Origin of the sequence: Streptomyces sp. NPDC057623, assembly GCF_042800355.1 — a bacterium.
GTDB lineage: Bacteria > Actinomycetota > Actinomycetes > Streptomycetales > Streptomycetaceae > Streptomyces.
Genome location: NZ_JBHVGZ010000047.1, coordinates 34,563 through 56,112, shown reverse-complemented (window position 1 = coordinate 56,112; position 21,550 = coordinate 34,563). Strand labels below are relative to the sequence as shown.

The 21,550-nt window shown below is 71.7% G+C and carries 19 protein-coding genes; 14 read left to right on the top strand and 5 right to left on the bottom strand.

Annotated features, from left to right (window positions below; translation table 11 throughout):
- The first annotated feature begins 34 nt into the window (after positions 1-34).
- The 3 genes from ACFU95_RS34640 to ACFU95_RS34630 all read left to right on the top strand — a co-directional run bounded on the left by ACFU95_RS34640 (position 35) and on the right by ACFU95_RS34630 (position 2,562).
- Positions 35-1,561 (top strand): 3-hydroxyacyl-CoA dehydrogenase, encoded by a 1,527-nt coding sequence (locus ACFU95_RS34640; RefSeq protein WP_383836158.1) that lies wholly within the window; start codon positions 35-37, stop codon positions 1,559-1,561.
- A complete protein-coding gene (locus ACFU95_RS34635) occupies positions 1,558-2,148 on the top strand; it encodes a TetR/AcrR family transcriptional regulator (RefSeq protein ID WP_383836156.1) in 591 nt (196 codons plus the stop codon). The genes ACFU95_RS34640 and ACFU95_RS34635 overlap by 4 nt, the downstream gene beginning before the upstream one ends.
- A gap of 111 nt (positions 2,149-2,259) precedes the next feature.
- Positions 2,260-2,562 carry a hypothetical protein gene (locus ACFU95_RS34630; RefSeq protein ID WP_383836153.1) on the top strand — a complete coding sequence of 101 codons (303 nt, stop codon included), beginning with the start codon at positions 2,260-2,262 and terminating at the stop codon, positions 2,560-2,562.
- Between the two features lie 17 nt (positions 2,563-2,579).
- Here ACFU95_RS34630 and ACFU95_RS34625 read toward each other — a convergent pair whose 3' ends face one another.
- Positions 2,580-3,065: an Lrp/AsnC family transcriptional regulator gene (locus ACFU95_RS34625; RefSeq protein WP_383836216.1), complete on the bottom strand. Its 486-nt coding sequence runs from the start codon at positions 3,063-3,065 to the stop codon at positions 2,580-2,582.
- Positions 3,066-3,254: 189 nt separating this feature from the next.
- Between ACFU95_RS34625 and pdhA (ACFU95_RS34620) the strand changes: the two genes are divergently transcribed.
- The 6 genes from pdhA (ACFU95_RS34620) (at position 3,255) to ACFU95_RS34595 (ending at position 10,325) form a co-directional block, all read left to right on the top strand.
- On the top strand, positions 3,255-4,391 hold the full coding sequence (gene pdhA, locus ACFU95_RS34620) for a pyruvate dehydrogenase (acetyl-transferring) E1 component subunit alpha (protein WP_383836150.1): 1,137 nt from the start codon (positions 3,255-3,257) through the stop codon (positions 4,389-4,391).
- Complete coding sequence (locus ACFU95_RS34615) at positions 4,388-5,392, top strand: alpha-ketoacid dehydrogenase subunit beta (protein ID WP_383836147.1); 1,005 nt, start codon at positions 4,388-4,390, stop codon at positions 5,390-5,392. The genes pdhA (ACFU95_RS34620) and ACFU95_RS34615 overlap by 4 nt, the downstream gene beginning before the upstream one ends.
- The gene (locus ACFU95_RS34610; RefSeq protein WP_383836144.1) at positions 5,392-6,768 is read left to right on the top strand and encodes a dihydrolipoamide acetyltransferase family protein; all 1,377 of its coding nucleotides are present in this window, start codon (positions 5,392-5,394) and stop codon (positions 6,766-6,768) included. Before ACFU95_RS34615 ends, ACFU95_RS34610 begins: the two co-directional genes overlap by 1 nt.
- Before the next feature lie 67 nt (positions 6,769-6,835).
- Entirely contained in the window at positions 6,836-7,783 is a 948-nt protein-coding gene (locus ACFU95_RS34605; RefSeq protein ID WP_383836141.1) for an NTP transferase domain-containing protein, read from the top strand.
- Complete coding sequence (locus ACFU95_RS34600) at positions 7,780-9,219, top strand: molybdopterin molybdotransferase MoeA (protein ID WP_383836138.1); 1,440 nt, start codon at positions 7,780-7,782, stop codon at positions 9,217-9,219. Before ACFU95_RS34605 ends, ACFU95_RS34600 begins: the two co-directional genes overlap by 4 nt.
- Entirely contained in the window at positions 9,216-10,325 is a 1,110-nt protein-coding gene (locus ACFU95_RS34595) for a potassium channel family protein (protein WP_383836135.1), read from the top strand. The genes ACFU95_RS34600 and ACFU95_RS34595 overlap by 4 nt, the downstream gene beginning before the upstream one ends.
- 73 nt (positions 10,326-10,398) lie before the next feature.
- Here the strand turns inward: ACFU95_RS34595 and ACFU95_RS34590 are convergent, their stop codons facing one another.
- Together ACFU95_RS34590 and ACFU95_RS34585 are read right to left on the bottom strand one after the other, a co-directional pair.
- A complete protein-coding gene (locus ACFU95_RS34590) occupies positions 10,399-11,247 on the bottom strand; it encodes an ABC transporter permease (RefSeq protein WP_383836132.1) in 849 nt (282 codons plus the stop codon).
- Positions 11,244-12,290, bottom strand: a complete 1,047-nt coding sequence (locus tag ACFU95_RS34585; RefSeq protein ID WP_383836129.1) for an ATP-binding cassette domain-containing protein — start codon at positions 12,288-12,290, stop codon at positions 11,244-11,246. The genes ACFU95_RS34590 and ACFU95_RS34585 overlap by 4 nt, the downstream gene beginning before the upstream one ends.
- A 238-nt stretch (positions 12,291-12,528) precedes the next feature.
- Here ACFU95_RS34585 and ACFU95_RS34580 point away from each other — a divergent pair, with 238 nt between their 5' ends.
- The gene (locus ACFU95_RS34580; RefSeq protein ID WP_383836126.1) at positions 12,529-13,509 is read left to right on the top strand and encodes an NAD(P)H-quinone oxidoreductase; all 981 of its coding nucleotides are present in this window, start codon (positions 12,529-12,531) and stop codon (positions 13,507-13,509) included.
- Between the two features lie 60 nt (positions 13,510-13,569).
- On the opposite strand, the gene ACFU95_RS34575 is transcribed toward ACFU95_RS34580, so the two are convergent.
- The gene (locus ACFU95_RS34575; RefSeq protein ID WP_383836123.1) at positions 13,570-14,040 is read right to left on the bottom strand and encodes a hypothetical protein; all 471 of its coding nucleotides are present in this window, start codon (positions 14,038-14,040) and stop codon (positions 13,570-13,572) included.
- A 666-nt stretch (positions 14,041-14,706) separates the two neighbouring features.
- On the opposite strand from ACFU95_RS34575, the gene ACFU95_RS34570 reads away from it, so the two are divergent.
- Positions 14,707-15,240: a bacterial proteasome activator family protein gene (locus tag ACFU95_RS34570; RefSeq protein WP_383836120.1), complete on the top strand. Its 534-nt coding sequence runs from the start codon at positions 14,707-14,709 to the stop codon at positions 15,238-15,240.
- 91 nt (positions 15,241-15,331) lie between these two features.
- On the opposite strand, the gene ACFU95_RS34565 is transcribed toward ACFU95_RS34570, so the two are convergent.
- Entirely contained in the window at positions 15,332-16,972 is a 1,641-nt protein-coding gene (locus ACFU95_RS34565; RefSeq protein WP_383836117.1) for a protein kinase, read from the bottom strand.
- A gap of 352 nt (positions 16,973-17,324) precedes the next feature.
- On the opposite strand from ACFU95_RS34565, the gene ACFU95_RS34560 reads away from it, so the two are divergent.
- The 3 genes from ACFU95_RS34560 (at position 17,325) to ACFU95_RS34550 (ending at position 21,547) form a co-directional block, all read left to right on the top strand.
- The gene (locus tag ACFU95_RS34560) at positions 17,325-18,893 is read left to right on the top strand and encodes a protein kinase (protein ID WP_383836114.1); all 1,569 of its coding nucleotides are present in this window, start codon (positions 17,325-17,327) and stop codon (positions 18,891-18,893) included.
- A gap of 496 nt (positions 18,894-19,389) precedes the next feature.
- Complete coding sequence (gene pdhA, locus ACFU95_RS34555; protein ID WP_383836111.1) at positions 19,390-20,568, top strand: pyruvate dehydrogenase (acetyl-transferring) E1 component subunit alpha; 1,179 nt, start codon at positions 19,390-19,392, stop codon at positions 20,566-20,568.
- Position 20,569: 1 nt separating this feature from the next.
- Entirely contained in the window at positions 20,570-21,547 is a 978-nt protein-coding gene (locus tag ACFU95_RS34550) for an alpha-ketoacid dehydrogenase subunit beta (RefSeq protein ID WP_383836109.1), read from the top strand.
- The last annotated feature ends 3 nt before the right edge of the window (positions 21,548-21,550 follow it).

Below are 21,550 nucleotides of genomic sequence, written 5' to 3'. Positions count from 1 at the left end.
TCTGTGGAAAACCCCGTGCGGGAGGATCGCGCACATGACAGCACTCGACCTCAACAGCCCCGTGGCCGTCGTCGGCACCGGCACCATGGGCCAGGGCATCGCGCAGGTCGCGTTGATCGCGGGCCATCCCGTACGGCTGTACGACGCCGCTCCCGGGCGTGCCCAGACCGCGGCCGACGCGATCGGCGCCCGCCTCGACCGGCTCGTCGAGAAGGAGCGCCTCGCCGGCGCCGACCGCGACGCGGCCCGCGCCCGGCTGCTGCCCGCGCAGTCGCTCGCCGACCTCGCGGACTGCACCCTGGTCATCGAGGCCGTCCTGGAGCGCCTGGACGTCAAACAGGAGCTGTTCCGGGAGCTGGAGGGCATCGTCGGCGAGGACTGCCTGCTGGCCAGCAACACCTCGTCCCTGTCGGTGACGGCCATCGGTGGTGCTCTGGAGAACCCCGGCCGCTTCGTCGGCCTGCACTTCTTCAACCCCGCGCCGCTGCTGCCGCTCGTCGAGGTCGTCTCCGGGTTCGCCAGCGACGTCACGTCGGCCACGCGCGCGTACGAGACGGCACGGGCCTGGGGCAAGACGCCGGTCGCCTGCGCGGACACCCCCGGCTTCATCGTCAACCGCATCGCCCGGCCCTTCTACGCCGAGGCCCTCGCCGTCTACGAGGCGCAAGGAGCCGACCCGGCCACCATCGACGCCGTTCTGCGCGAGTGCGGCGGCTTCAAGATGGGCGCGTTCGAGCTCACCGACCTCATCGGGCAGGACGTCAACGAGTCCGTCACGCACTCCGTGTGGCAGTCCTTCTTCCAGGACGTGCGCTTCACGCCCTCGCTCGCCCAGCGGCGCCTGGTGGAGGCGGGCCGGCTCGGCCGCAAGAGCGGACAGGGCTGGTACGACTACTCCGACGGGAACGGGGCCGCCGAGCGCGACGAGCCGCACACCGCGGAGAAGAGCCGGCCGCCCGCCCATGTCGTCGTCGAGGGTGACCTGGGCCCGGCCTCCGAGCTGCTCGCGCTGATCCGCGAGGCGGGCATCCCGGTGCGCGAGGAGGACGAGGACCACGGCACCCGCCTGGTGCTGCCGAGCGGTGGCCAGCTCGCGCTCGCCGACGGCCAGACGTCGGTGGAGTTCCGGGACGTCGTCTATTTCGACCTCGCCCTGGACTACCGCCGGGCCACCCGGATCGCCCTGTCCGCCTCCCAGGACACCTCGCCCCAGACCCTCGCCGAGGCCACCGGCCTCTTCCAGGCGCTCGGCAAGAACGTCAGCGTCATCGGCGACGTCCCCGGCATGATCGTCGCCCGCACGGTCGCCCGGATCGTCGACCTGGCGCACGACGCCGTCGCCAAGGGCGTGGCCACCGAGGAGGACATCGACACCGCGATGCGCCTCGGAGTGAACTACCCGCTCGGCCCCTTCGAGTGGAGCCGCAGGCTCGGCCGCAACTGGGCGTACGCCCTCCTCGACGACCTGCACCTGCGCGACCCCTCCGGGCGCTACGCGCCGTCCCTGGCGCTGTACCGCCACGCGTACGCCTCCGACAAGCGGGAGGGCAACACCTCATGACCACGGCCAAGCGCGACACGTACACCCCGGAGACGCTGCTCTCCGTCGCCGTGCAGGTCTTCAACGAGCGCGGCTACGACGGCACCTCCATGGAGCACCTCTCCAAGGCGGCCGGCATCTCCAAGTCGTCGATCTACCACCACGTCAGCGGCAAGGAAGAGCTGCTGCGCCGCGCGGTCAGCCGTGCTCTCGACGGGCTCTTCGGGATCCTCGAAGAGGAGCACGCGCGCGTGGGGCACGCCGCCGACCGGCTGGAACACGTCGTCCGGCGCATGGTCGAGGTGCTCATAGGCGACCTGCCCTACGTGACGCTGCTGCTGCGCGTGCGCGGCAACACCGACACCGAGCGGTGGGCCCTGGAACGGCGCCGCGACTTCGACCACCAGGTCGCCGAACTGCTGAAGGCGGCCGCCGCGGACGGGGAGGTGCGCGCCGACGTGGAGGTACGTCTGGCGACCCGGCTCGTCTTCGGGATGATCAACTCGATCGTGGAGTGGTACCGCCCGGACGGCCGCGGCATGAACGAACGCGAGGTCGCCGAGACGGTGGTGCGGCTGATCTTCGGGGGCCTGCGGCAGGCGGGCTGACCGCCCCTGGCGGGGCCGTCCCCGGCGCCTCGGCGAGCTGAGTACAGGCGCGTGGGCGGGTGAGTACGCCGACGGATGTCCGGGGCGGTGCGGGCTGGTGGGCTGTGCCGCATGACCCAGAACGACGTACGGCCCTCCGACGCCGATCCGACGTGGTGGAAGGCGCCGCTCGTGGCCACGGTGCCCGGACTTCCCCTCCTCTTGTGGGAGTTCATCATGGGCGCCGAGAAAGCCCTCGGCGCCATCGGCGGCGCGGTGTACTGGGCGTTCGGCCTGCTCGCCCTCGCCTGGGCGCTGCCGCACCGCCGGTCCGTGCGGATGCTGCGGGTGACGGCTGCCGTCGCCGGGCTCGTCTGCGCGATCCTTCCGTTGCTGCTCCTGGTGTGGATGGGCATGTGGATGGCCTCGGCCTGACGGCTGGGGCGGACCGCTCAGCCCTGTGGCTCCAGGTCCTCCTCCTCGAACACCAGCAGCGTGCGGGTGCTGAGTACCTCCGGGATCGCCTGGAGGCGGGTGAGGACCAGCTCGCGCAGGGCGCGGTTGTCGGGTGTGTGCACCAGGATCAGTACGTCGAAGTCGCCGCCCACCAGGGCGATGTGCGCGGCGCCGGGCAGCAGGCGCAGCTGCTCGCGGACCGTGCGCCAGGTGTTCTGGACGATCTTGAGGGTGATGTACGCCGACGTTCCGTGGCCCGCCCGCTCGTGGTTGACGCGGGCACCGAACCCGCGGATGACGCCGTCCTCGACGAGGCGGTTGATGCGGGCGTAGGCGTTGGCGCGTGAGACATGGACCCGCTCGGCGACCGACCGTATCGACGCGCGGCCGTCGGCCTGGAGCATCTGGAGGATGTCCTGATCGATGGCGTCGAGCGGGCGGGCTGGTGGCAGGAGGGAGCCGCCGTCCGGGCTTTCGGCCATTTGTTCAGGCGACATGTCCCCCCACCTTCCTCCTGTGGACGTACTGCGTTCATTGGAGGCTGTGGAGAACCGTTTGTCCACAGCCTGAGGCCGCCTGTAGCCAAAATGTGCCGACGACCGAACAATCGGTAGGGAGGCGCGTCACCGAAGCCGCGCCTCCCGTAGCCACTCCCACGAGGAGGTGCCGTCATGACGGTCATGGAGCAGCGGGGCGCGTACCGGCCATCGCCGCCGCCCGCCTGGCAGCCCCGTATGGACCCCGCGCCGCTGCTGCCCGACGCCGAGCCGTACCGCGTCCTCGGGACCGAGGCGGCGACGAAGGCCGACCCGGGCCTGCTGCGCCGGCTGTACGCCGAGCTGGTGCGCGGCCGCCGGTACAACACGCAGGCCACCGCGCTCACCAAGCAGGGTCGCCTCGCCGTCTACCCCTCCAGCACCGGCCAGGAGGCCTGCGAGGTCGCCGCCGCGCTGGCTCTGGAGGAGCGCGACTGGCTGTTCCCCAGCTACCGCGACACCCTCGCCGCCGTGGCGCGCGGGCTGGACCCCGTGCAGGCCCTGACCCTGCTGCGCGGCGACTGGCACACCGGCTACGACCCGCACGAGCACCGCGTGGCGCCCCTGTGCACGCCGCTCGCCACCCAGCTCCCGCACGCCGTCGGTCTCGCGCACGCCGCCCGCCTCAAGGGCGACGAGGTGGTCGCGCTCGCCATGGTCGGCGACGGCGGCTCCAGCGAGGGCGACTTCCACGAGGCGCTGAACTTCGCCGCCGTGTGGCGGGCACCGGTCGTCTTCCTCGTCCAGAACAACGGCTTCGCGATCTCCGTCCCGCTCGCCAAGCAGACCGCGGCCCCGTCGCTGGCCCACAAGGCCGTCGGCTACGGCATGCCCGGCCGCCTGGTCGACGGCAACGACGCGGCCGCTGTGCACGAGGTGGTCGGCGACGCCGTACGGCACGCCCGCGCGGGCGGCGGGCCCACGCTGATCGAGGCGATCACCTACCGCATCGACGCCCACACCAACGCCGACGACGCGACCCGCTACCGAGGCGACTCCGAGGTCGAGACCTGGCGCGGGCACGACCCGATCGCCCTCCTGGAGCACGAGCTGACCGAGCGCGGCCTGATCGACGAGGCCGGCATCCAGGCCGCCCGCGACGCCGCCGAGACCATGGCCGCCGACCTGCGCGAACGCATGAACCAGGACCCGGCCCTCGACCCGATGGACCTGTTCGCCCACGTGTACGCCGAGCCCACCCCGCAACTGCGCGAACAGCGGGCGCAGTTGCGGGCCGAGCTCCAGGCCGAGTCGGAAGGGTCGCACCGATGACCACCGTCGCCGTCAAGCCGGCCACCATGGCGCAGGCCCTCACCCGCGGGCTCCGCGACGCCATGGCGGAAGACCCCGCCGTGCATGTCATGGGCGAGGACGTCGGCACCCTCGGCGGTGTCTTCCGGGTCACCGACGGGCTCGCCGAGGAGTTCGGCGAGGACCGCTGCACGGACACGCCGCTGGCCGAGGCGGGGATTCTGGGCACGGCGGTGGGCATGGCCATGTACGGCCTGCGCCCGGTCGTGGAGATGCAGTTCGACGCGTTCGCCTACCCGGCGTTCGAGCAGCTGATCTCGCACGTCTCCCGCACCCGCAACCGCACGCGCGGCAAGATGCCGCTCCCGATCACGATCCGCGTTCCCTACGGCGGCGGCATCGGCGGCGTCGAGCACCACAGCGACTCGTCCGAGGCGTACTACATGGCGACTCCGGGGCTCCATGTCGTCACGCCCGCGACCGTCGCCGACGCCTACGGCCTGCTGCGCGCCGCCATCGCCTCGGACGACCCGGTGGTCTTCCTGGAGCCCAAGCGGCTGTACTGGTCGAAGGACGCCTGGAACCCTGAGGACCCGCAGACCGTTGAACCGATTGGCCGCGCGGTGGTGCGGCGCTCGGGGAGGAGCGCCACGCTCATCACGTACGGTCCGTCCGTGCCCGTCTGCCTCGAAGCCGCCGAGGCGGCGCGGGAGGAGGGGTGGGACCTGGAAGTCGTCGACCTGCGCTCGCTGGTGCCGTTCGACGACGAGACGGTCAGCGCCTCGGTACGGCGGACCGGGCGAGCGGTCGTCGTACATGAGTCGGGCGGGTTCGGCGGACCGGGAGGGGAGATCGCGGCCCGGGTCACGGAGCGCTGCTTCCACCACCTGGAGGCGCCGGTGCTGCGCGTGGCCGGGTTCGACATCCCCTACCCGCCGCCGATGCTGGAGCGTCACCACCTGCCCGGCGTGGACCGGATCCTGGACGCCGTGGGGCGTCTTCAGTGGGAGGCGGAGAGCTGATGGCCCAGGTGCTGGAGTTCAGGCTGCCGGATCTCGGCGAGGGCCTGACCGAGGCGGAGATCGTGCGCTGGCTGGTCGAGGTCGGCGACGTCGTCGCGGTCGACCAGCCGGTCGTCGAGGTCGAGACGGCCAAGGCGATGGTCGACATCCCCTGCCCCTACGCCGGTGTGGTCACGGCCCGCTTCGGCGAGGAGGGCAAGGAGCTTCCCGTGGGCGCGCCGCTGCTGACGGTGGCCGTCGGGGCGCCCGCCTCCGGCGCCGAGACCGAGGGCTCCGGGAACGTGCTGGTGGGGTACGGCACCTCCGAAGCACCGGCACGGCGCAGGAGGGTACGGCCGCAGGCGCCGATGCCTGCCGCACCCGCCCCGGCTGCCCCACCCGCGGAACCCGCGTCCGCCAACGGCAATGCCACCGCCCCGGAGCCGGCCGACGGACCCGTGCCGGTCATCTCCCCCCTCGTACGCCGCCTCGCCCGTGAGAACGGCCTGGATCTGCGGGAGCTGCACGGTTCCGGGCCCGACGGGCTCATCCTGCGGGCCGACGTGGAGTACGCGCTGCGCGCCGCCGAGGTGCACGGGCGGACGGCACAGCCCCCGGCCGCTCCGCACACGCCCGTGACGCCGGTGCCGGCGCCCTCCGCCGCCGTCCCGCCCGCGCAGCCCCCTGCCCGTTCCTCCGCCGCCCCCGCCGGTCTCCGCGTTCCCCTCAAGGGCGTTCGCGGCGCCGTCGCGGACAAGCTCTCCCGCAGCCGGCGGGAGATCCCGGACGCCACCTGCTGGGTGGACGCCGACGCGACGGAACTCATGCGGGCGCGGACGGCGATGAACGCCGTCGGCGGGCCGAAGATCTCCCTGCTCGCCCTGCTGGCCCGGATCTGCACCGCCGCCCTGGCCCGGTTCCCCGAGCTCAACGCCACGGTCGACATGGAGGCCAGGGAGATCATCCAGCTCGACCATGTGCACCTCGGGTTCGCGGCCCAGACCGAGCGGGGACTCGTCGTCCCGGTGGTGCGGGACGCGCACGCGCGGGACGTGGAGTCGCTGACCGCGGAGTTCGCCCGGCTCACCGAGGCGGCCCGCACGGGCACCCTCACCCCGGCGGAACTCACCGGCGGCACCTTCACGTTGAACAACTACGGCGTGTTCGGCGTCGACGGCTCCACGCCGATCATCAACCACCCCGAGGCCGCGATGCTGGGTGTCGGCCGCATCATCCCCAAGCCCTGGGTGCACGAGGGAGAGCTTGCGGTGCGGCAGGTGGTCGAGCTCTCGCTCACCTTCGACCACCGGGTCTGCGACGGCGGCACCGCGGGCGGGTTCCTGCGGTACGTGGCGGACTGCGTGGAACACCCGGCGGTGCTGCTGCGCACGCTGTGACGGATCCCCCGGGGCCCGCTGCTTCCCCCGCGTTCCCTGTGATCGTGGGGGCACGCATACTCGGGGGGTGACCGCGTACGAACCGACGGGCGCGCGAGACGCCGCCGATGCCGGGCACGACGTCGCGTACGACGCCGTCGTGCTCGCCGGGGGCGGCGCGCGGCGGCTCGGCGGTGTGGACAAGCCCGGGGTGCGCGTCGGTGGGCGCCCGCTGCTCGACCGGGTGCTCGCCGCCTGCGCCGACGCGCGGACCACCGTCGTCGTCGCCGAGCCCCGGCCAGCCGCGCGGCCGGTGACCTGGGCGCGTGAGGACCCGCCCGGCGGCGGCCCGCTCGCCGCCCTGGACGCCGGCCTGCGGCACACCACGGCGGAGCAGGTCGTCGTCCTCTCGGCCGACCTGCCGTTCCTCGACGAGGGCACGGTACGGCGGCTGCTGGCCGCCCTGCGCACCAGCGGCGCCGACGGCGCGCTGCTCACCGACGCCGACGGCCGCGACCAGCCCCTCGTCGCCGCGTACCGCGCGCCCGTACTGCGCCGTGAACTGGCCGCGCTCACCCGAGGGAACGACGGTCTCACCGGCCTCCCCCTGCGCCGGCTGACCGGCGCGCTCGGTCTCGTCCGCGTCCCCGACCCCGTCGCGTCCTTCGACTGCGACACCTGGGACGACATCGCCACCGCCAGGGCACGCATCAGGGAGCATGGGCACGTGTTGGATGAATGGATTTCCGCAGTCAAGGACGAACTGGGCCTCGACCTCGACGTCGACACCAAGCTGCTGCTGGACCTCGCCCGCGACGCCGCCCACGGCGTGGCGCGGCCCGCGGCCCCGCTGACCACCTTCCTCGTCGGGTACGCGGCAGCGCGGGCCAAGGGCGGTGAGGGCGGCCCCGAGGCCGTCGCCGAGGCTTCCCGCAAGGCCGCCGCCCTCGCCCTGCGCTGGGCGGAAGAGGCCGCGGCCGCACCGTCCGCCACGGCCCCAGAAGCGGCCCCCGACAGCCGTCCGGACGCCGGATGACCCCCCGCGGCATCCGCGCCGACGAGGACGCCGAGGACCTCGACGTCGAGGAGGTGCTCGCTCTCGTGAACGAAGGCAACGGCCACCACACCCCGGCCGACCACGTGCCCGCACCCACCCCGCGCACCACCGGCCCCGACCAGCCCGACCGGCACCAGGCGGACCGGCACCAGGCGGACCGGCCCAGCCCGGACCAGCACAAGCCGGATCGCCACCACAAGGCCACCCCCTGGCCCGAGGCCCGCGAGATCGCCGCCCGCGCCGGCCACGCCGCCCTGGCCGGCACCCGGGCCGCCGGCCGCGCTCCCGTCTCCGTCCCCCTCGACGACGCCCTCGGTCTCGCCCTGGCCGCCCCCCTGACCGCCTCCACCGACCTGCCCTCCTTCGACACCTCGGCCATGGACGGCTGGGCCATCGCGGGCCCCGGCCCCTGGGCCGTGCGGGAGGAAGGCGTGCTGGCCGGGCACGCCGAGCCCGAGCCGCTCACCGACGGGGAGGCCGTCCGTATCGCGACCGGCGCCCGCATCCCCCCGGACACCACCGCCGTCCTGCGCAGCGAGCACGGACGCACCGACACCAAGGGCCAGCTGCACGCCACCCGGGAGGTCCAGCCCGGTCAGGACATCCGCCCACGCGGCCAGGAGTGCCGTAGGGGCGACGACCTGCTCGCCGTCGGCACCGTTGTGACCCCGGCCGTGCTGGGCCTGGCGGCCGCCGCCGGATACGACACCCTCAGCGCCGTACCCCGCCCCCGCGTCCAGGTCCTCGTCCTCGGCGACGAGTTGCTCACCGCGGGGCTGCCGCACGACGGGCTGATCCGTGATGCCCTCGGCCCGATGCTGCCGCCCTGGCTGCGCGCACTCGGCGCCGAGGTCACGGCCGTACGCCGTCTCGGCGACGACGCCAAGGCCCTGCACAAGGCGCTCACCACCTCCGCCGCCGACCTCATCGTCACCACCGGCGGCACCGCGGCCGGCCCCGTCGACCATGTCCACCCCACCCTGCACCGCATCGGTGCCGAACTCCTGGTGGACAGCGTCAAGGTGCGGCCCGGCCATCCGATGCTGCTGGCCCGTGTCAAGGAGAACCAGCACCTTGTCGGTCTGCCCGGCAACCCCCTCGCCGCCGTCTCCGGCCTGCTCACGCTCGCCGAACCCCTGCTGCGCGCACTGGCGGCACGCCCCGCCCCGGAGCCCTACACGCTGCCGCTGAAAGACGCGGCACACGGGCATCCGTACGACACCCGGCTCATCCCCGTCGTGCTGCGCGGCGACCATGCCGTGCCGCTGCACTACCACGGTCCGGCCATGCTGCGGGGAATGGCGGCGGCCGATGCCGTCGCCGTCGTGCCGCCGGGCGGCATTCGCGCCGGACAGGAGGCCGAACTGCTCGACCTGCCCTGGGCGATGGCCGGCATCGAGGTGTGTTTCACGTGAAACTTCCGGGCCAGGACGCGATCGCCCGTCGGGCGGACGAGAGGGTCGCGACCTATCGGGTGAAGCTTCCGAAGAAGATCGTGGAGCATCCGTTCCGGCAGGTCGCCAAGCGGGTTCTGCTGGCGCTGTCGCTGCTCGTTCTGACCGCCTTGATCGTCTACGCCGACCACGAGGGCTACAACGACAGCTCCGACGGCTCCGTCGACCTCCTCGACGCCTTCTACTACGCGACCGTCAGCCTCTCCACCACCGGATACGGCGACATCACCCCGGTCAGTGACGCCGCCCGGCTCACCAACATCTTCGTCATCACGCCCATGCGAGTGCTGTTCCTGATCATCCTGGTCGGCACCACGCTCGAGGTCCTCACCGAGCGGACCCGCGAGGAATGGCGTCTGAACCGCTGGAGGTCCACCTTGCGCGACCACACCATCGTCGTCGGATTCGGCACGAAGGGGCGCTCGGCGATTCAGACCGTCTGTGCGACGGGCCTGAAGAAGGAACAGGTCATCGTGGTCGACCCGAGTTCCAAGGTGATCGAGGCGGCCGTCGCGGACGGGTACGCCGGAGTCACGGGGGACGCGACACGCAGCGAGGTCCTGAAGCGGGCCGAAGTGCACAAGGCGCGGAAGATCATCATCGCCACCCAGCGGGACGACACGGCCGTCCTGGTGACCCTGACGGCCCGGCAGCTCAACCGCGGCGCGAAGATCGTGGCCGCGGTGCGCGAGGAGGAGAACGCGCCGCTGCTGAAGCAGTCCGGCGCCGACGCGGTCATCACCAGCGCCAGCGCGGCCGGCCGGCTGCTCGGCCTCTCCGTGCTCAGCCCCGCCGCCGGCATGGTCCTGGAGGACCTGATCCAGCAGGGCAGCGGGCTCGACATCGTCGAACGGCCGGTCATAAAGGCCGAGGTGGGCAGGCGGCCGCGGGAGATGGACGACCTGGTGGTGAGCGTCCTGCGCGGGCACCGTGTGCTCGGATACGACGATCCGGCCGTCGGGACACTGGAGTTGACGGACCGGCTCATCACCATCGTGCGGGCGACGCCGGGCAGTCAGGTCGCACCCGACGACCGGCGTCTGCCCCCGGGGATGAAGCCCGTCTGACGCCCCGGGGGAGGAAGGCCGTCCGACGCCCCCGCCCCCCCGGCGGATGAAGGCTTTCTGACGTCCGGTCCGGCTACTTGCGGTTGTACAGCCGCATCGTGATCGGCCCGAAGACCACCACGAACAACGCCGCCCAGCCCAGCGACCAGGCGATCTCGTCCGCCGGCCAGTCGCCCGCCATCATTCCGCGGACGGCCGAGGACAGATGGGTGATCGGGCTGTTGTTGACGAAGGCCTGGAGCCAGCCCGGCATGGTCTTCGGGTCGACGAAGACGTTGGACAGGAAGGTGAGCGGGAAGATCACCATCATGCTGACGCCCATGACCGACTTCTCGGACCGCAGCATCAGCCCGAACATCGTCCAGATCCACGAGAACGCGAACGAGAAGGCGACCAGCAGCGCGATCCCGGCGAGCACTCCGCCGACGCCGCCGTCCGGGCGGTAACCGAGGATGATGCCGACGGTGAGCATCACGACGGACGCGATGGTGTAGCGCAGGGCGTCGCCCAGCAGATAGCCGACCATGGTCGACGGCCGCCAGATGGGCAGCGAACGGAACCGGTCGAAGACACCCTTCTCGATGTCGGTGTTCACCGAGACCCCTGTGTACATCGTGATCATCACGACCGACATCACCAGGATGCCGGGCAGCAGGAACTGGATGTACTCCTTCGGGGACCCGGCCAGGGCGCCCCCGAACAGGTACGTGTACATCAGCACCATCATGATCGGGAACGCGGTGACGTCGAAGAGCTGCTCCGGCACATGCTTGATCTTCAGGATCGCCCGCCAGCCGAAGGTCATGGAGGCCGACCAGGCGCTGGGCCGCGGCGGTCGCTCCCCGGAGACCAGCAGAGCGGCGAGCGACTCGGCGCTGACGGGGGCGAGTTCCTTGCTCTCGGTCTGCGTCACGGTGCTCATGCCGCCACCTCGTCCTTGTCGTCCTTGTCGCCCTTGCCGGCGTTGCCGTCGTTTTCGGGGGCGTCATGCGTGTCGTGTCCGGTGAGGGCGAGGAACACCTCGTCCAGGCTGGGCTGGCCCAGCGAGAAGTTGTCGACGGTGATGCCGGTGCGGGCCAGCTCGGCGAGCGCGCGGGCGGCCTGTTCCGCCGCGCCCCGGCCGTTGTTCGCCCCGGAGCCGACGCGGGCGGTGAGCGCCACGGGATCGGGCTCCAGTTGCACCTCCGTGTCCAGGGCCAGCCGCAGCACCTGCTGGGCCTGTGGCCGCTGCGCCGCGTCCCGCAGCCGGAGATGGACGGACCCGGCGCCGACGGAGGCCTTGAGCTCGCCCTTGGTCCCCTCGGCGATCACCTTGCCGCGGTCGATGACGGCGATCCGGGACGCCAGCTGGTCGGCCTCGTCCAGGTACTGCGTGGTCAGCAGCACGGTGGTGCCCTGGGCGACGACCGCCCGCACGATGTCCCACACCTGGTTGCGGCTGCGCGGGTCGAGACCGGTCGTCGGCTCGTCGAGGAAGAGCAGGTCGGGGGTGTTGAGGATGGACGCGGCGATGTCGATACGGCGCCGCATGCCGCCGGAGTAGTTCTTGACCTGCTTCCCGGCCGCGTCCGAAAGCCCGAAGGCCTCCAGGAGCTGCCCGGCCCGCTCCCGCGCGGCGTGCTTGCCGTGTCCGAGGAGCCGGGCCAGCAGAACCAGGTTCTCCGTGCCGGTCAGGTCCTCGTCCACGGAGGCGTACTGGCCGGTCAGGCTCACCCGGCCGCGCACCTCGTCGGCCTCGCGGACGACGTCGTGGCCGAAGACATGGGCCTCGCCGCCGTCGGGTCGTAGGAGGGTGGCGAGCATCTTCACCGTGGTGGTCTTGCCGGCGCCGTTCGGGCCGAGGACGCCGTAGACCGCGCCGGCCGGAACCGCGAGGTCCACGCCGTCGACTGCCCGTGTCTCACCGAACGTCTTCACCAGGCCCGCGGTCTCGATCGCGAGACCGGACGTCGTCTGCGTGCTCATGCTTCGGGGTCCTTCCGAGTGGCCTTCCGCGTTCTTGGGCTACGCATGGGGAGACTTTTACGGTCGCGCAAACTCATCGGTGCCGCACAGGGATTTTCGACCGGACCCGTCCAAGGGCCGAGGGACATGGGTCCGGGGACCGAGGCGGACCGCGCTCATGCGGTACCCGCACCCGGGCGAAAGGCCACGACGGGAGTACGCCCACCAGGGCGCGCGGGCCGGGGGTAGCGTCCGTCCCATGCATGCGATCACGATTCCCGAACCTGGTGGGCCCGAGGCGCTGGTGTGGGACGAGGTCCCCGATCCCGTGCCCGGTGAGGGCGAGGTACTGGTCGAGGTGGTGGCCGGGGCCGTCAACCGCGCCGACATCCTGCAACGGCAGGGCTTCTACAACCCGCCTCCCGGCGCCTCCCCCTACCCCGGCCTGGAGTGCTCCGGCCGGATCGTCGAGCTCGGCCCCGGCGTCTCCGGCTGGGCCGTCGGCGACGAGGTGTGCGCGCTGCTCTCGGGCGGCGGCTACGCGGAGAAGGTCGCCGTCCCGGCCGGCCAACTGCTGCCCGTGCCCAAGGGCGTGAGCCTCACCCGGGCCGCCGCCCTGCCCGAAGTGGTGTGCACGGTCTGGTCGAACGTCTTCATGGTGGCCCACCTGCGTCCCGGCGAGACCCTGCTCGTGCACGGCGGCTCCAGCGGCATCGGCACCATGGCCATCCAGCTCGCCAAGGCCGTCGGCGCCAAGGTCGCCGTCACGGCGGGCAGCAGGGAGAAGCTCGACCGGTGCGCCGAGCTGGGCGCCGACATCCTGGTCAACTACCGGGAACAGGACTTCGTCGCCGAGGTCAAGAAGGCCACCGACGGGGCCGGCGCCGACGTGATCCTCGACAACATGGGCGCCAAGTACCTCGACCGCAACGTCCAGACCCTCGCCGTCAACGGCCGCCTCGCCATCATCGGCATGCAGGGCGGCGTCAAGGGCGAGCTCAACATCGGCGCCCTCCTGGCCAAGCGAGGCGCCGTCAGCGCGACCTCCCTGCGTGCCCGCCCCCTCGACGAGAAGGCGGCGATCGTCGCGGCCGCACGCGAGCACGTCTGGCCCCTGCTGGACGCCGGCCATGTCCGCCCGGTCGTCGACCGCGAGGTCCCGATGAACGACGCGGCCGAGGCGCACCGGGTGCTGGAGGAGAGCGGTCATATCGGCAAGGTGCTCCTGGTGGCGCCGTAGCACCGGTCACCGGCCTGATCCGACGGACACCCGCCCAGGGCCCGTCCGGCGGAAAGGGCCCTAGCCGCGCCGCAGCCGTAGCCCGACGAAGGCGAGGCCCAGACCGAGCCCGACGAGGACCAGGCCGGTGCCCAGCGGCAGGACCTGCAGTACGGGCTCGGCGGAGTCCTCGGCACGCACCACCGGCTGTCGTACGGGCGGGTCCGGTGAGGCGGACGCCGCCGCGGAGGTGTCTTCGGCATCCTCGGCGTCCTCGTCGGCGCTGTCCGAACGGCCGGGCGGCGCACTCCCGCCGTCGTCCTCGCCCTCCGACTCCGACCGCGCCGAGCCGTCACCCGCCTCTTCGTCCTCCCCCGCGTCCTCGTCCCGGTCCGGCTTCTCCGCCGGTACCGCTTCCTCGTCCTCCAGCGGCCCCTTCTCCCGCCCCGGCCGCTCCCGCCCCTCACCCGCCCGGCTTCCGGCCCGGGAGGGCCCGTCGGAGGGGCTGGGACGGGCCGCGGCGGCCCCGTGGGCGCTGGCGGTGGGGGGCACCCCGGAATGCCGGGCCTTCCTGGCCTCCCGGGACTCCCCGGATCCGCCGGACTCACCTGGCCTCTCCGGCCTCCCTGACCTGCCAGGCTTCCCGGGCTCCCCCGACCCGGTGGCCGAGGAGGCGGAAGGACCCGGGGACCCACTCGCAGCGGTCGAGGAAGGCCGGGACCCGGCCGTCGGGCTGGGGCCGCCGGGACGGGAGTCGGAGGCGCCCCCAGGGGCGGCCGAGCCCGCGGAGGCAGCCGTAGGGAGACCCGCGGGCGCGGACGGGACCCGGGAGGCAGCCGGCGATCCGGACGGGGCCCCCGGCGCAGCCGGACCACGGGGACCCTCGAAGCCGTACGCCGCCCCGGCCGTCCCGTACGGCCCCACCACCAGCCCGGCCGCCAGCACTCCCAGCGTCCCCGCCGTCCGCAGCGCCTCCGTCGACAGGCCGCGCGGGCCACCGCGAACAACGCGCGGCCGCCCCCGCCGCCCCGGCACGACCCCCAGCCATGAAGTCATGGGACAAGCCTCACAGCACATGGCACACCCGGCATTCCGGACTCCGCCACCCGACCGAATCCGACGAGACGGCCGCCGGAATCTCCCGCGGCGTAAACGGTGGATCACCCCACACAGGGGGCACCACGATGATGAGCTGTACGGGTGCGAGAGAATGGCGGCATGGAGATGCCGAGGAACGAAAGGTCGTCCGAGACGCCCCAGATCCTGGTCGTGGGCCAGGACGGGATGGCGCTCAGCGGAGGCAACGGAGACGAGGACTCCCGCGAGATCCCGGTGACGGAGCAGGTCGAGCAGCCGGCGAAGGTCATGCGGATCGGCAGCATGATCAAGCAGCTGCTCGAAGAGGTGCGCGTGGCTCCGCTGGACGAGGCGAGCCGGGTCCGGCTGAAGGAGATCCACGCCAGCTCCGTGAAGGAGCTGGAGGACGGCCTGGCCCCGGAACTCGTCGAGGAGCTGGAGCGGCTCTCCCTGCCGTTCACGGACGAGGCGACACCGAGCGACGCGGAACTGCGGATCGCGCAGGCCCAGTTGGTCGGCTGGCTGGAGGGCCTCTTCCACGGCATCCAGACCACGCTCTTCGCCCAGCAGATGGCCGCGCGCGCCCAGTTGGAGCAGATGCGCCGCGCCCTTCCGCCGGGGGTCGGTGGCCACGAGGAGGGTGGCGAACACCGCCAGGGCGGACCGTACCTGTAAGACACCCGTAAGACATCCGACGCGTATGCGAAGGGCCCGGCAGCAGCTGCTGCCGGGCCCTTTCACCTGGGCGGTACCACGTTCGCCGGGATCACTCCGGATTGCCCGTGGAGACCTGGAACTCCAGCTCCGGCGGGTTGTCCGGATCCATGTCGTAACGCGCCGTGGGCGACTGCCGCATGACGGTGCCCTCGCCGAACGTGTTCTCGTTGACGTCGACCTTCTTGTACTTCCAGTTCGCGGCATCGAGGCACTTGACGACGGACGGCCAGTACTTGAAGGAGAAGTCCGGCATCTGCACCTTGTCGGGATCGAGAAGCGACTCCCGCGGCTCGGTGCACTCGGTCGTCTCGACCGTGTCACCGCTGTCCCCCGCCCGGTATCCGGGGGCCTTCGACGTCGACGTCGTGGCGGTCGAGCCACCGCTCCCGCCGCTTCCGCCCTCGTCGTCGGTGCCGCCGCCGAGCGTCAGGGCCGCGATCAGGCCGCCCACCGCGACGACGGACACGATGACCGAGCCGACGATCACCGGCCGGTTGCTCTTGCCGCCGCCCGAACCGGGCTGCGGCTGGGGCGACATGGTGTACGGCGGCGGGGTCGGGTGGCCCGGCTGCGGGGAGTACGAGGCGGGCGGCGGCGTCTGGTAGCCGGGCTGCTGCGGGTAGCCGTACGCCGGCGAGGGCATCGACGGCGGCGGGGTGCCGTACGGGTTCGGGGGCGGGGTCTGCGGATACGGCGTCTGGACCGGGCCCGCGGGCGGCGGCGCCTGGCCGACCGGCGGGAACACCGAGGCGCCGACACCCTGGCCGTGCTGCGTCTGTGCGCCTGGCACGATGCTGGGCGGAGCCGCCTGGAAGGACGCGACCACGCGCAGGCACTCGTCACGCATGGCCTCGGCGCTCGGGAAGCGCTCGTTCGGGTTCTTCTTCAGGGCGCGGGCGACCAGCGCGTCCACGGCCGGGGGCAGCGCGCGGTTGATCGAGGACGGAGCCACCGGCTCCTCCTGCACATGCGCGTACGCGATCGCCAGCGGCGAGTCCGCGTCGAACGGCAGTCGCCCGGTGACGAGTTGGAAGAGCATGATGCCGACCGAGTAGAGGTCGGAGCGGGCGTCCACACCGCGGCCGAGTGCCTGTTCCGGCGAGAGGTACTGCGGGGTGCCGACGACCATGCCGGTCTGTGTCATGGACGTCACACCGGACTGCATGGCGCGCGCGATGCCGAAGTCCATCACCTTGACGACGCCGCGCTTGTTCATCATCACGTTGCCCGGCTTGATGTCCCGGTGGACCAGGCCCATCTCGTGGCTGATCTCCAGCGCCGCGAGCACATCCGCGGTGATCTTCAGCGCCTTGTCGGCGGGCACCGCGCCGAACTGGCGGACGTCCTCGTCGAAGACCGAGCTGAGCGGGCGGCCCTCGATGTACTCCATGACGATGTACGGCATCGTCGTGCCGTCGAGGTCTTCCTCGCCGGTGTCGAAGACCGAGACGATATTGGTGTGCGTGAGCTTCGCCACGGCCTGGGCCTCGCGGCGGAAGCGCTCACGGAACGCCTGCTCGCGGCCGAGTTCGGTGTGCAGGGTCTTGACCGCGACCTGCCGGTCGAGCACGGAGTCGTACGCGAGATGCACCGAGGCCATACCGCCCTCGCCGAGCAAGTCGCGCAGCTGATAGCGGCCGCCGGCCAACGCCCGCCCCGCGTACCGGCCCTGCGCGCCGTCCTGGCTCATGTTCTGCGTCCCCCGTACCCTCTCGGGCGCCTGCGACCCTCGTGAACCGAGTGATCCCGAGTGATCCAATGTGCTATTCCCGGCCAAGTCTGCCCCACGGCACTGACAGGTCAAGCGCGGTGCCCGTTCCGTGACCGTACGCGAAGGGAGCGTCGCGGAAGCGTTACAAGGGTCGTACGGCCGGTGCACAGAATTTGCACGAGTGGACGGGGTACCGGTTTGATGGCCGGTCCGGCTCCTTCCGGTTGGGGCGGCCGTCTCGGACCGGCGGCTTGCGCGGAGGCTGTAGCGTGGCCGACGGAGACCGTAACAACACCGCGCGCACCGCGGGCAGAAACGACGGCGAGGACTGATGGCACAGCAGCAGCGCGCTCAGGGCCCGTCCGACCCCGAGGCGGCTGGCGGCGGTATGTCAGATTCGCCGGAGATGTGGGGTAACGGCGGGCTTGTCGGGGACGGCCGTTATCGGCTGACCCGCAGACTCGGCCGGGGCGGCATGGCCGAGGTGTTCGCGGCCGAGGACGTGCGCCTCGGACGCACCGTGGCGGTCAAGCTGCTGCGCTCCGACCTCGCCGAGGACCCGGTGTCCAAGGCCCGCTTCACGCGCGAGGCCCAGTCGGTGGCCGGCCTCAACCACCACGCGATCGTCGCCGTGTACGACTCCGGCGAGGACGTCGTGGGCGCCCACAGCGTGCCGTACATCGTGATGGAGATCGTCGAGGGCCGCACCATCCGCGACCTCCTGCTCAACGCCGAGGCGCCGGGGCCCGAGCAGGCCCTGATCATCGTCTCCGGCGTCCTGGAGGCGCTCGCCTACTCGCACCAGCACGGCATCGTGCACCGCGACATCAAGCCCGCCAACGTCATCATCACGCACAACGGCGCCGTGAAGGTGATGGACTTCGGCATCGCCCGCGCCCTGCACGGCGCGCAGTCGACGATGACGCAGACCGGCATGGTCATGGGCACCCCGCAGTACCTGTCGCCCGAGCAGGCGCTCGGCAAGGCGGTCGACCACCGCTCCGACCTGTACGCGACGGGCTGCCTGCTCTACGAACTCCTCGCGCTGCGGCCCCCGTTCACCGGCGAGACCCCGCTGTCGGTGGTCTACCAGCACGTCCAGGACATCCCGACCCCGCCGTCCGAGGTCTCCGACGCCACGCCGCCGGAGCTCGACGGCCTGGTCATGCGCTCGCTCGCCAAGGAGCCGGACGACCGGTTCCAGACGGCCGAGGAGATGCGCGGCCTCGTCCAGTACGGCCTGCAGATGCTGTACGACCAGGGCGGCCACACCGGCACCTGGAACACCGGCCCGGTGGCCGTGCACGAGGGCCGGCACACCCCGGCGTCCGGCTTCGCGAACACCACCGTCATGGGTCACCCCGGCGACTCGGGGTCCGGCACGACCCAGATCCCGCAGCCGATCCTGCCCAACCGGTACGGGGGCGGTGACGACGGCGGCTTCGAGGGGCACGGCAACAAGGGCGGCGGCCGCGGCAAGCTGTGGATCCTCGCCGTCTTCGCGGTGATCGCGATCGCGGCCGGCGTCGCGCTGGCGCTGCAGAACGGCGGCGGTGGCGGCGGTGGCGGCGACACCACGCAGACGCCGACCACGTCGCAGACCACCGACGAGGACAAGGCGACCGACGAGGCGACCGACGAGGCGACCGAGGAGCCGACCGACACGGTCACGGACGACGGCACCGGCACGGGCACCGACCCGACCTACGAGCCGACGCAGGATCCCACGTACGAGCCGACCGAGGACCCGACCGTCGAGCCGACCGAGGACCCGACCACGGCCGAGCCGACGGAGGATCCGACGGAGGAACCGACGGAGGATCCCACGGAGGACCCCACGCAGGATCCGACGGAGGAGCCGACGGCTCCCACGGGCGGCGCCATCGGCGGCGGCGCCTGAGCGGACCGGCCTCCCGGCGCGGTCGCGCCGACACCCCACGACCCACCCACGCGCGCGTGCGGCCCGGAAACGGGCTCCACGCGCGCGTGGCGTTTACGGCCGATGGCTGGATCGTTCTGCATCCATAACCTGACTTATCCGTTTTCATGCCCGAGACCAGCGTCACACCGGTTCAGTGACCTCATCCTCGGCGACTCTTCCCGTGACCTGGGTCACCGATATAACGTGCCGTTGTTCCGGCCCCCTGCAAGGCTGTGACCAGGACTTGTTCCGGACTTTCGCGATTTACTTGGAAATCCAAGCAAAAACGCAGGTCAGGAGGGGTTTCACAGAAATGTGGAGCACTGGGTAACGTGCCTTGTGCAGGGCGCTCGCCGGGGCACCTGTCACGCCTGTCCCCCAACGAGCCGCACCCACCCTGTGCGTCCGTAGGGCTTCAGGTGAGCCGCACTGGCACCCGGCGAACCCGGGTAGCCGGACCGACGGAGGAGCACACGTGACCGTGGAGAGCACTGCCGCGCGAAAGCCGCGACGCAGCGCCGGTACCAAGAGCACGGCCGGCAAGACAACCGCAAGGAAAACGCCGAGCACGGACCCCGAGCTCGTGCAGCTGCTGACGCCCGAGGGCAAGCGGGTCAAGAACGCCGAGTACGACAAGTACGTCGCCGGCATCACCCCCGAAGAGCTCCGCGGCCTCTACCGCGACATGGTGCTCACCCGCCGCTTCGACGCCGAGGCCACCTCCCTCCAGCGCCAGGGCGAGCTGGGCCTGTGGGCGTCGCTGCTCGGCCAGGAGGCCGCGCAGATCGGCTCCGGCCGCGCCACCCGCGAGGACGACTACGTCTTCCCGACCTACCGCGAGCACGGCGTCGCCTGGTGCCGCGGGGTCGACCCGACCAACCTGCTCGGCATGTTCCGCGGCGTGAACAACGGCGGCTGGGACCCGAACAGCAACAACTTCCAGCTCTACACGATCGTCATCGGTTCCCAGACCCTGCACGCCACCGGCTACGCCATGGGCATCGCCAAGGACGGCGCCGACAGCGCGGTGATCGCCTACTTCGGCGACGGCGCCTCCAGCCAGGGCGACGTGGCCGAGTCCTTCACCTTCTCCGCGGTCTACAACGCCCCCGTGGTGTTCTTCTGCCAGAACAACCAGTGGGCGATCTCCGAGCCGACCGAGAAGCAGACCCGGGTGCCGCTCTACCAGCGCGCGCAGGGCTACGGCTTCCCCGGCGTCCGCGTCGACGGCAATGACGTCCTGGCCTGCCTCGCCGTGACGAAGTGGGCGCTGGAGCGTGCCCGCAGCGGCGAGGGGCCGACGCTGGTCGAGGCGTACACGTACCGCATGGGCGCCCACACCACCTCCGACGACCCGACGAAGTACCGGGCCGACGAGGAGCGCGAGGCGTGGGAGGCGAAGGACCCGATCCTGCGTGTTCGCCGGTACCTGGAGGCTTCAAACCACGCGGACGAGGGATTCTTCGCGGAACTGGAGAACGAGAGCGAGGCGTTGGGCAAACGAGTGCGCGAAGCGGTCCGAGCCATGCCGGACCCGGACCACTTCGCCATCTTCGAGAACGTGTACGCGGACGGGCATGCGCTCGTCGACGAGGAGCGCGCTCAGTTCGCCGCCTACCAGGCGTCGTTCGCAGACGCAGAGGGGGGTCACTGAGATGGCTGAGAAGATGGCTCTCGCCAAGGCGATCAACGAGTCGCTGCGCCGCGCCCTGGACTCGGACCCCAAGGTCCTCATCATGGGCGAGGACGTCGGCAAGCTCGGCGGCGTCTTCCGGGTGACGGACGGCCTCCAGAAGGACTTCGGCGAGAGCCGCGTCATCGACACCCCGCTGGCCGAGTCGGGCATCGTGGGCACGGCGATCGGTCTCGCCCTGCGCGGCTACCGCCCCGTGGTGGAGATCCAGTTCGACGGCTTCGTCTTCCCGGCCTACGACCAGATCGTCACGCAGCTCGCGAAGATGCACGCGCGCTCGCTGGGCAAGGTCAAGCTGCCGGTCGTCGTCCGCATCCCCTACGGCGGCGGCATCGGCGCGGTCGAGCACCACAGCGAGTCCCCCGAGGCCCTCTTCGCGCACGTGGCGGGCCTGAAGATCGTGTCCCCGTCCAACGCGTCGGACGCCTACTGGATGATGCAGCAGGCCATCCAGAGCGACGACCCGGTGATCTTCTTCGAGCCCAAGCGCCGCTACTGGGACAAGGGCGAGGTCAACACTGAGGCCATCCCGGGTCCGCTGCACAAGGCGAAGGTCGTCCGCGAGGGCTCGGACCTCACCCTGGCCGCCTACGGCCCGATGGTGAAGCTCTGCCAGGAGGTCGCCGACGTGGCCGCCGAGGAGGGGCGGAACCTGGAGGTCCTGGACCTGCGCTCGGTCTCCCCGCTCGACTTCGACTCCATCCAGGCCTCCGTCGAGAAGACCCGCCGTCTCGTCGTGGTCCACGAGGCCCCGGTGTTCTTCGGCTCGGGCGCGGAGATCGCCGCCCGGATCACGGAGCGCTGCTTCTACCACCTGGAGGCCCCGGTGCTGCGGGTGGGCGGCTATCACGCCCCGTATCCGCCGGCGCGTCTGGAGGAGGAGTACCTGCCGGGCCTGGACCGGGTACTCGACGCCGTCGACCGTGCCCTGGCGTACTGAGGA

Coding starts and splice junctions, on each gene's coding strand:
- ACFU95_RS34560 (WP_383836114.1), top strand. CDS start 17,325: ATGGCACAGCAGCAGCGCGCTCAGGGCCCGTCCGACCCCGAGGCGGCT.
- ACFU95_RS34600 (WP_383836138.1), top strand. CDS start 7,780: ATGACCCCCCGCGGCATCCGCGCCGACGAGGACGCCGAGGACCTCGAC.
- ACFU95_RS34590 (WP_383836132.1), bottom strand. CDS start 11,247: ATGAGCACCGTGACGCAGACCGAGAGCAAGGAACTCGCCCCCGTCAGC.
- ACFU95_RS34570 (WP_383836120.1), top strand. CDS start 14,707: ATGGAGATGCCGAGGAACGAAAGGTCGTCCGAGACGCCCCAGATCCTG.
- ACFU95_RS34565 (WP_383836117.1), bottom strand. CDS start 16,972: ATGAGCCAGGACGGCGCGCAGGGCCGGTACGCGGGGCGGGCGTTGGCC.
- pdhA (WP_383836150.1), top strand. CDS start 3,255: ATGACGGTCATGGAGCAGCGGGGCGCGTACCGGCCATCGCCGCCGCCC.
- ACFU95_RS34635 (WP_383836156.1), top strand. CDS start 1,558: ATGACCACGGCCAAGCGCGACACGTACACCCCGGAGACGCTGCTCTCC.
- ACFU95_RS34625 (WP_383836216.1), bottom strand. CDS start 3,065: ATGGCCGAAAGCCCGGACGGCGGCTCCCTCCTGCCACCAGCCCGCCCG.
- ACFU95_RS34550 (WP_383836109.1), top strand. CDS start 20,570: ATGGCTGAGAAGATGGCTCTCGCCAAGGCGATCAACGAGTCGCTGCGC.
- ACFU95_RS34610 (WP_383836144.1), top strand. CDS start 5,392: ATGGCCCAGGTGCTGGAGTTCAGGCTGCCGGATCTCGGCGAGGGCCTG.
- ACFU95_RS34585 (WP_383836129.1), bottom strand. CDS start 12,290: ATGAGCACGCAGACGACGTCCGGTCTCGCGATCGAGACCGCGGGCCTG.
- ACFU95_RS34630 (WP_383836153.1), top strand. CDS start 2,260: ATGACCCAGAACGACGTACGGCCCTCCGACGCCGATCCGACGTGGTGG.
- ACFU95_RS34640 (WP_383836158.1), top strand. CDS start 35: ATGACAGCACTCGACCTCAACAGCCCCGTGGCCGTCGTCGGCACCGGC.
- ACFU95_RS34615 (WP_383836147.1), top strand. CDS start 4,388: ATGACCACCGTCGCCGTCAAGCCGGCCACCATGGCGCAGGCCCTCACC.
- ACFU95_RS34580 (WP_383836126.1), top strand. CDS start 12,529: ATGCATGCGATCACGATTCCCGAACCTGGTGGGCCCGAGGCGCTGGTG.